Source organism: Moorena sp. (assembly GCF_982860115.1).
This window is the reverse complement of record NZ_CEYLVT010000412.1, coordinates 1-3,053: the sequence shown is the minus strand read 5'-3', so window position 1 is coordinate 3,053 and position 3,053 is coordinate 1. Positions and strand designations below refer to the sequence as shown.

The 3,053-nt window shown below is 45.9% G+C and carries 4 protein-coding genes; 1 reads left to right on the top strand and 3 read right to left on the bottom strand.

Translation table 11 applies throughout. The annotated features are described in order from the left end of the window. Positions 1-109: 109 nt before the first annotated feature. The 3 genes from AC4II3_RS32190 to AC4II3_RS32180 all read right to left on the bottom strand — a co-directional run bounded on the left by AC4II3_RS32190 (position 110) and on the right by AC4II3_RS32180 (position 1,871). Positions 110-913 carry a Uma2 family endonuclease gene (locus AC4II3_RS32190; RefSeq protein WP_488017045.1) on the bottom strand — a complete coding sequence of 268 codons (804 nt, stop codon included), beginning with the start codon at positions 911-913 and terminating at the stop codon, positions 110-112. After that, entirely contained in the window at positions 849-992 is a 144-nt protein-coding gene (locus tag AC4II3_RS32185; protein WP_488017047.1) for a hypothetical protein, read from the bottom strand. The genes AC4II3_RS32190 and AC4II3_RS32185 overlap by 65 nt, the downstream gene beginning before the upstream one ends. 192 nt (positions 993-1,184) lie before the next feature. Then, positions 1,185-1,871, bottom strand: a complete 687-nt coding sequence (locus AC4II3_RS32180) for a Uma2 family endonuclease (RefSeq protein WP_488017041.1) — start codon at positions 1,869-1,871, stop codon at positions 1,185-1,187. Positions 1,872-2,711: 840 nt separating this feature from the next. On the opposite strand from AC4II3_RS32180, the gene AC4II3_RS32175 reads away from it, so the two are divergent. Further along, on the top strand, positions 2,712-2,858 hold the full coding sequence (locus AC4II3_RS32175; RefSeq protein WP_488017043.1) for a hypothetical protein: 147 nt from the start codon (positions 2,712-2,714) through the stop codon (positions 2,856-2,858). Positions 2,859-3,053 lie beyond the last annotated feature (195 nt).

The window sequence follows — 3,053 nt, the reverse complement described above, 5'->3', positions numbered from 1 at the left end:
CTCCCTCTGGGTCGCCCCATGTTTTACCCTAATGTAAAAAACCTACCCCTGTGAGCTACTCCCTACACCCGACCCCCTACACCCGACCCCCCACTCTCTACTCCCTACATTACAAATCATCAGGATTGACCCCAAGGCTACGCAATTGTTCTGCCAATCGTTCAGCCCGTTGGTGTTCCTGTTCAGCCCGTTCCGCTGAAGTTGGAATCCAATTACCTGCGCCATCATACCAACGTAGCCACAACCCTTCTGTTTCTTGATATTTCCCCTGCCAAACGCCTAACCCTAATTCCAGTCTTGGAAACCAAAATTTCGGTTCAGAAAGTTCTACTTCCTGATACTGTATGGGCATTAATTGAAACACCCGGAACTGGTTATCGTAACGGTCAAAAACCACATAGTAAGGAATCCGCATATACTGCTCATAAGCTTGCCATTTAGTAGGTGGCTTGTTGGCAGACCTTAGGGTTTGTCCTAAATCTTCGGCTTCCGTACCTGGTGATAGGAGTTCCACTACCAAAAATGGTGCTATTCCTTCCTGCCAAACCACATAACTCCAGCGCAGATCTTGTTGTTGTTGAGCGGGAGTCACACCCAATACCACAAACCAATCCGGTCGCTTGTGCCATAACGAATTACGGCTATCGTAATATAAATTCAGGTCTGTACCAATGAACATTTCCTCCCTAGGGTAATTGGGAGGTTGGCAAGTTTCTCGCAATAGCTGGGGTTGGAAGTCATGAAACTCGTCAGGCAAACCAGGCTCCTCTGGGTCTTCACTAGGTAGATCATACATAGTGGGCATAGTTTCCCTGGCAGGACGGGGTGGGTCAGTGTGGTACATGATCCTATGTTGAACCTGATAGTTTGAGCATAGCATCTTGGGGAATAGGGAACAGGGAACAGGGAACAGGGAACAGGGAACAGGGAACAGGCAAAAGGCAAGAGGCAAGAGGCAAGAGGCAAGAGGCAAAAAATCCTGTGTACCTCATAGCTGTGAGAAACGCTATAGGTCATGAACAATGTAAGTATTCAGCTAATAGCTGATATAGCACTACGCATTAAAGTTAGGACATTGATACAAGTAGCAAAAGCTGTTCTAGTAAACTATTGCCTATTGCTAGCATGCCTATTGCCTTAAAGGGATAAGCAATGTCGCTCATGACTCTGAGAATTGCTATAACTTAAACAGAAGCTAATCGCGCTACAAACTCTTGATGGGTCTCGGAATCTATCCCTTCTTGCAATACCGCCAAAACCTGCTGCATCTTTCCAGCTAATAAAGCCTCCACCCCTAAGCGCAATCCAGGAAACACCAGGCTACTCAATATACCTGCATCTGGCTGCTGTTGCACATATTCCCCTTCGCGCAACACATACCAGCGAAACTCCCGCTCCTGGGTTAGCCAAACTAAATACTCTTTCACTCCATTCCGACGATAGGCTCGCAGCTTATCATAGAGGTCATAGGAAGCACTACTAGCGGCAACCTCCACAATCAACTCCGGCGCACCTTCAATGTAATCATCCTCACTAATTCGCGACTGTCCACCTTTGTCTTGTTCAATGCGCAACAAAGCATCAGGTTGGGGTTCATTATCAAAATCTAGCCGCACTGTAGAATTGTCGCCTAGCATGGTGCCAGGGATTGCGGCTTCATATGTCCCTAGCCAGGTAATAATCCTACCATGAGGTTGACCATGCTTATTGACCCTAACAGGTGATGCCACGTAAACTACCCCCTCAATTAACTCCGCCTTCCTAATTTCAGGCATTTGATCATAGCGTCGTTCAAATTCTACTCTACTTAAGCGATCGCCATTTTCCAGAATAGGTAGTTGAGTTATTACGGGAGTAGGGGATTTCACCACAAGACTTGCTCCATAAAATTTATACCAACATCTACTTTTATAGCAAAGGGAACAGGGAACAGGGAACAGGGAGCAGGGAATTTAGAATTTAGAATTTAGAATGAATAATTAAGAATTAATAATTGTAGCGTTTATGGCATTTATCAGGTACAATTATAAACCTCAAAGTCCCCCTTGTTAAGGGAAACGGGGTATCCCTTTGTCCCTCATAGCTATAAGAATTGCTATGGGTTTTAGGTAGCAGGGAGCAGGGAGTAGGTAGCAGGGAGCAGGGAGCAGGGAATTTAGAATTTAGAATGAAGAATTAATAATTAATAATTGTAGCGGTTATGGCATTTATCAGGTACAATTATAAACCTCAAAGTCCCCCTTGTTAAGGGGGATTTAGGGGTATCCCTTTGTCCCTCATAGCTATAAGAATTGCTATGGGTTTTAGGCAGCAGGGAGCAGGTAAGAGGCATGCATGCAAAAGGCAAGAGGCAAGAGGCAAGAGGTAAAAAATATTGTGTACCTCATAGCTATGATAAAAGCTATAGGTCATGAACAATGTAAGTATTCAGCTAATAGCTGATAACTCACCCTAAAACTCTTCTCCCTACTCCCTGCTCCCTATTGCCTGCTCCCTGTTCCCCACACCCTACCCCCCACACCCTACTCCCTAAAACACACTCTCCCCCTTAATCACTTTCCTGCTGTTGAAATCACAACTTTAGAAAAGTGGTGTGGGGAGAGACTGAGATCAATAGGACCATCGAAGCCCACTCCTAAACATAAGGATCTAGATAGTAATAACTAGCTAGTATTTAGTTTTAGCGGTCAGTAGTCAGTAGAACAGGCATCTTGCCTGTTTCCTCAACTGTGGTCAGTGGTCAGTGGTCAGCTTTTAGCCTTGGCCAAAGGCCACGCTACGCGAACAGCCGTCAGCCTTGGCCAAAGGCCACGCTACGCGAACAGCCGTCAGCCGTGGCACAGGCTTCCAGCCTGTGACTTAACTCAAATGCTTACCTGTTGTCTTGATGCAAAGCGCGAGTGGGGGAAACCCCCAAGACCGTAATGGTGCGTTTTCCGTAGGCGAATTAAATTCGCCACGGGTCGCACCTCTGCATCGCTTATTCAAAAGCTGATAGCTGATAACTGATAGCTGATAGCTGATAGCTGATAGCTGATAGCTGATAGCTGATA

Bases quoted from the DNA above. Each gene is read 5' to 3' on its own strand.
- AC4II3_RS32185 (WP_488017047.1), bottom strand. From the start codon at position 992: ATGAGGTACACAGGATTTTTTGCCTCTTGCCTCTTGCCTCTTGCCTCT.